We start from the raw sequence: 3,330 nt of genomic DNA, 5'->3' as shown, positions 1-3,330 counted from the left end.
CTATCAGACTCTTTCGTGTCCGATTCCCGGTCGAAGCGGGTCTCGCATCTCTCACCTTCCAGGTTCTTCGCTTTCGCGTTTTCCCTTTCCGGCGAGTCCGACTTTACCAGACTCTTTTTCGTTCCGTTTCCGGCCCGAATTCGATTTCTGATGGCCTGCGGAGTGGCCTTGCCTTTCGGCGGATCCAACTTTATCAGAAACTCACGGAGCTAAACGAACGACCCGATGACTTCGATAAGGAAGACTCATTTGGCCCGGCGGAGCTAACAAGCACTCCTGCACGAGCGAGATAGAAACTACGCGCTTAACTCGAACTTGTCCAGTCCGAGGCAACCGTTCAAATCTACCTCCCCACATCTGCCGTGTCAACGGTTTTGTGGGCGAGGAGGACACTAGCAGGTCAGCAGGGGTGAAAGCACATCGGCTGTCAGGCTGCGGTGGGAAGTTCGGCGCTGCGTTCGACCGCTGTGAGGTCGCCCGTGTCGCCGGCGCGGGCCGCGCGGCCGCCGAGGATGTAGACGTATGCGAGAAAGGCCAGTTCAGCGGCGATGCCGATGGTGATCCGGGCCCAGGTCGGGAGACCGGACGGGGTCACGAAGCCCTCGATGAGTCCGGAGACGAACAGGACCAGGGCCAGACCGATCGCCATGCCCAGGGCGGCGCGGCCCTGCTGGGCCAGGGCGGCGCGGCGTGACAGGGGGCCGGGGTCGATCACGGTCCAGCCGAGGCGTAGCCCTGTGCCGGCGGCGACGAACACCGCGGTCAGTTCGAGCAGGCCGTGGGGAAGCACCAGCCCGAGGAAGACGTCGAGACGGCCCGCGGAGGACATGAGGCCCAGGCCGACGCCGAGGTTGAGCATGTTGAGGAAGAGGATCCAGATCACCGGTATGCCGAGGAACGCCCCCAGAATCAGGCACAGGGCCGCGGCCTGCGCGTTGTTCGTCCATACTTGTGCCGCGAACGACGCCGCCGGGTGGCTGGAGTAGTAGGTCTCGTACTCCCCGCCCGGTCGGGTCATCGCACGGAGGTCCTCCGGTGCGGCGATCGCGGCCTGAACCTCGGGGTGGGTGCCGATCCACCAGCCCAGCAAAGCCGCCACCACTGTCGAGAGCACCGCTGTGGGTATCCACCAGTGGCGCGAGCGGTAGACCGCGGCGGGGAACCCCGCGGTGAGGAACCGGGCCGCGTCCCGCCAGGACGCCTTGCGGGTGCCGGTCACCGTCGAGCGGGCGCGGGCCACGAGCTGGGTGAGACGTCCGGTGAGGAGGGGGTCGGGGCTGCTCGACTGGACCAGCGAGAGGTGGGTCGCCGTGCGCTGGTAGAGGACGACGAGTTCGTCCGCTTCCGCGCCGGTGAGGCGGCGCCCCCGGCGCAGGAGGTGTTCGAGGCGGTCCCACTCCGTGCGGTGGGCGGTGACGAAGACGTCGAGGTCCATGGGCGTCTGTTGCTCCAGGCATGGGTGCGTACGGGTTCGTACTACTGCGGCGCGCTGGCGGTCAGCTTGGCAGACTGTGCCCGGCTGGGGCAGAGAAGGTCGGCGAAGGGTGGGGCCCGATGAGTGAGCTGGTTACCGGGGATGCGGTCGTTCTGGGGTTGAGGCCCGCACGGCTGCCGAGCCGGGCGCTGGCCTCGGCGATCGATCTGGCGGTGACGTTCGCCGCCTTCATCCTGATATCGATCGTTCTGGGCATCGCTTCCGCCTCGTTGGACGAGGCAGCGGTCGCGGCGATCGGGGTCGCCTCTTTCCTGCTGGTCCTGATCGGTGGGCCGGTCGCGGTGGAGACGCTGAGTCATGGTCGGTCCCTGGGAAAGCTCGCCTGCGGGCTGCGGGTGGTGCGGGACGACGGTGGGCCGATCCGGTTCCGGCACGCGCTCGTGCGGGGGGCCATGGGGCTCGTCGAGATCCTCATGACTTTCGGCGCCCTGGCCTCGATAGCGTCCCTGGTGTCAGCGCGAGGTCGCCGGATCGGTGACGTGTTCGCCGGGACGCTGGTGATCCGGGAACGGGTCGCGGCCACGGGCCGGTCCGTCTCCGTGCCGCCTCCCCCACCTTGGCTGGTCGGCCGGTTCGCGCAGCTGGATCTGTCGGCCGTACCCGACGAACTCTGGCTCGGGATTCGGCAGTACCTCACGCGGATGCGGCAGCTGGATCCCGGCGTGGGGCGTTCCATCGCGGAACGGCTGGCCGGTGAACTGGTCGCCCTGACGGGAGCCGCCGCGCCCCAGGGGGTTCCTGCGGCCGCGTTCCTGGCCGCGGTGGTCCATGAACGGCAGTCACGGGATGCGCGGCGCGTGTTCGCCGGGCCTCGCGCCGAGGGGCCGGCACCGTCAGAGCGGGTAGCGCCCGGGCTCACCGGGGCCGCTGGGTCGGGTGCGCCTGGCGTGGCCGGCGGGCCTGGCGGGGCCCTCGGGAGTTTCGGGGGGCCGGTGTCTGCCGGTTCCGGGGCGGGGGGCGGTGCCGCCGGTGGCCACGAGCAGCGACCCGGGAGTGCTCCCTCGGGCGGGTTCGCCCCGCCCGGCTAGGCGGTGTCCGGCCCGGATCCGGGCGGCAGGCCCTCGGCGGCCGGGGTGCCGGAGGCGCGGGGTGACGGGGGCGTCTCCAGGTGTTCGAGCTCGATGCCGGGTGCCGCGAGAACCACGTCGCCGGCGATGTGGATGGTGTGCTGCTCCCCGGTGTCCAGGGCGCTGACCTGGTATTCGTCCACGATCAGGGGGCCGTTGTCAGTGGTGTGCGCTTCACTGTTCACCAGGGCCCAGGACTGGTCGACGGTCCTGGGTGCGAGCACCGGGTCCGTGAAGGTGACCACGCGGACGCGGGTCGTGGGGGAAGCGGGGGTGAGGCGCAGGAGACGGATCATGGCGATGAGGAAGGCGGGGGACGTGCCGGCGAAGGTGTGGGCGCGGACATTGCCTTCGGTGGCGTGGCTGCCGGTCGGGTCGGTCCGGACCCAGGTGACCCCTTCCAGGGCTGCTCCTCGCACCTGCCAGCTCGCGGCATGGAGTTCGAGGCGGATGGGCCGGCCCAGCTCGTCCAGGGCGAGGTCGACGGAGCCGAGGTGGTCTCCGGTGGGGGATGTGGTCTGGGAGACGTAGCGCCAGCCGGAGGGGCCGGGGGCGCAGTGGAAGTGTTCTTCGCCGAGGGGGGTGTGATCGTGAAGGTCGTGGAGCGAATACCTGCCGCGGGGCATGGGGTCCTTCGGGTTCCTCGGGTCGTGCGGGGGCGGTAACGGGAGCAGGCCCCCGGCACGGGGGTGCGGGGGCCTGCGCTCGGATCTGCTGCTGCGGGCTGTGACGCCGCTCGGCGTTCGGGAGGCCGGCCTCCCGAACGCC

At 69.8% G+C, this 3,330-nt stretch carries 4 protein-coding genes; 1 reads left to right on the top strand and 3 read right to left on the bottom strand.

What is annotated here, in order from left to right; translation table 11 throughout:
• A partial coding sequence (locus ACH4KB_RS27160) for a hypothetical protein (RefSeq protein WP_398068507.1) occupies positions 1-188 on the bottom strand: 188 nt, incomplete at its 3' end.
• A 239-nt stretch (positions 189-427) separates the two neighbouring features.
• The gene (locus ACH4KB_RS27155; protein WP_398068506.1) at positions 428-1,435 is read right to left on the bottom strand and encodes a stage II sporulation protein M; all 1,008 of its coding nucleotides are present in this window, start codon (positions 1,433-1,435) and stop codon (positions 428-430) included.
• Positions 1,436-1,554: 119 nt separating this feature from the next.
• Here ACH4KB_RS27155 and ACH4KB_RS27150 point away from each other — a divergent pair, with 119 nt between their 5' ends.
• Complete coding sequence (locus ACH4KB_RS27150; protein ID WP_398068505.1) at positions 1,555-2,523, top strand: RDD family protein; 969 nt, start codon at positions 1,555-1,557, stop codon at positions 2,521-2,523.
• Here the strand turns inward: ACH4KB_RS27150 and ACH4KB_RS27145 are convergent.
• Positions 2,520-3,188, bottom strand: a complete 669-nt coding sequence (locus ACH4KB_RS27145; RefSeq protein ID WP_398068504.1) for a hypothetical protein — start codon at positions 3,186-3,188, stop codon at positions 2,520-2,522. The two genes, ACH4KB_RS27150 and ACH4KB_RS27145, sit on opposite strands and share 4 nt — an antisense overlap.
• Between the last annotated feature and the right edge of the window lie 142 nt (positions 3,189-3,330).

It is taken from the genome of Streptomyces sp. NPDC017520, from assembly GCF_044329855.1.
Lineage (GTDB): Bacteria > Actinomycetota > Actinomycetes > Streptomycetales > Streptomycetaceae > Streptomyces.
The sequence above is the reverse complement of the archived record's forward strand: the minus strand, read 5'-3'. Positions and strand labels throughout refer to the sequence as shown.

What these genes read in the sequence shown, in the direction of transcription:
- ACH4KB_RS27155 (WP_398068506.1), bottom strand. Translation starts at nt 1,435, where the DNA reads ATGGACCTCGACGTCTTCGTCACCGCCCACCGCACGGAGTGGGACCGC.
- ACH4KB_RS27150 (WP_398068505.1), top strand. Translation starts at nt 1,555, where the DNA reads ATGAGTGAGCTGGTTACCGGGGATGCGGTCGTTCTGGGGTTGAGGCCC.
- ACH4KB_RS27145 (WP_398068504.1), bottom strand. Translation starts at nt 3,188, where the DNA reads ATGCCCCGCGGCAGGTATTCGCTCCACGACCTTCACGATCACACCCCC.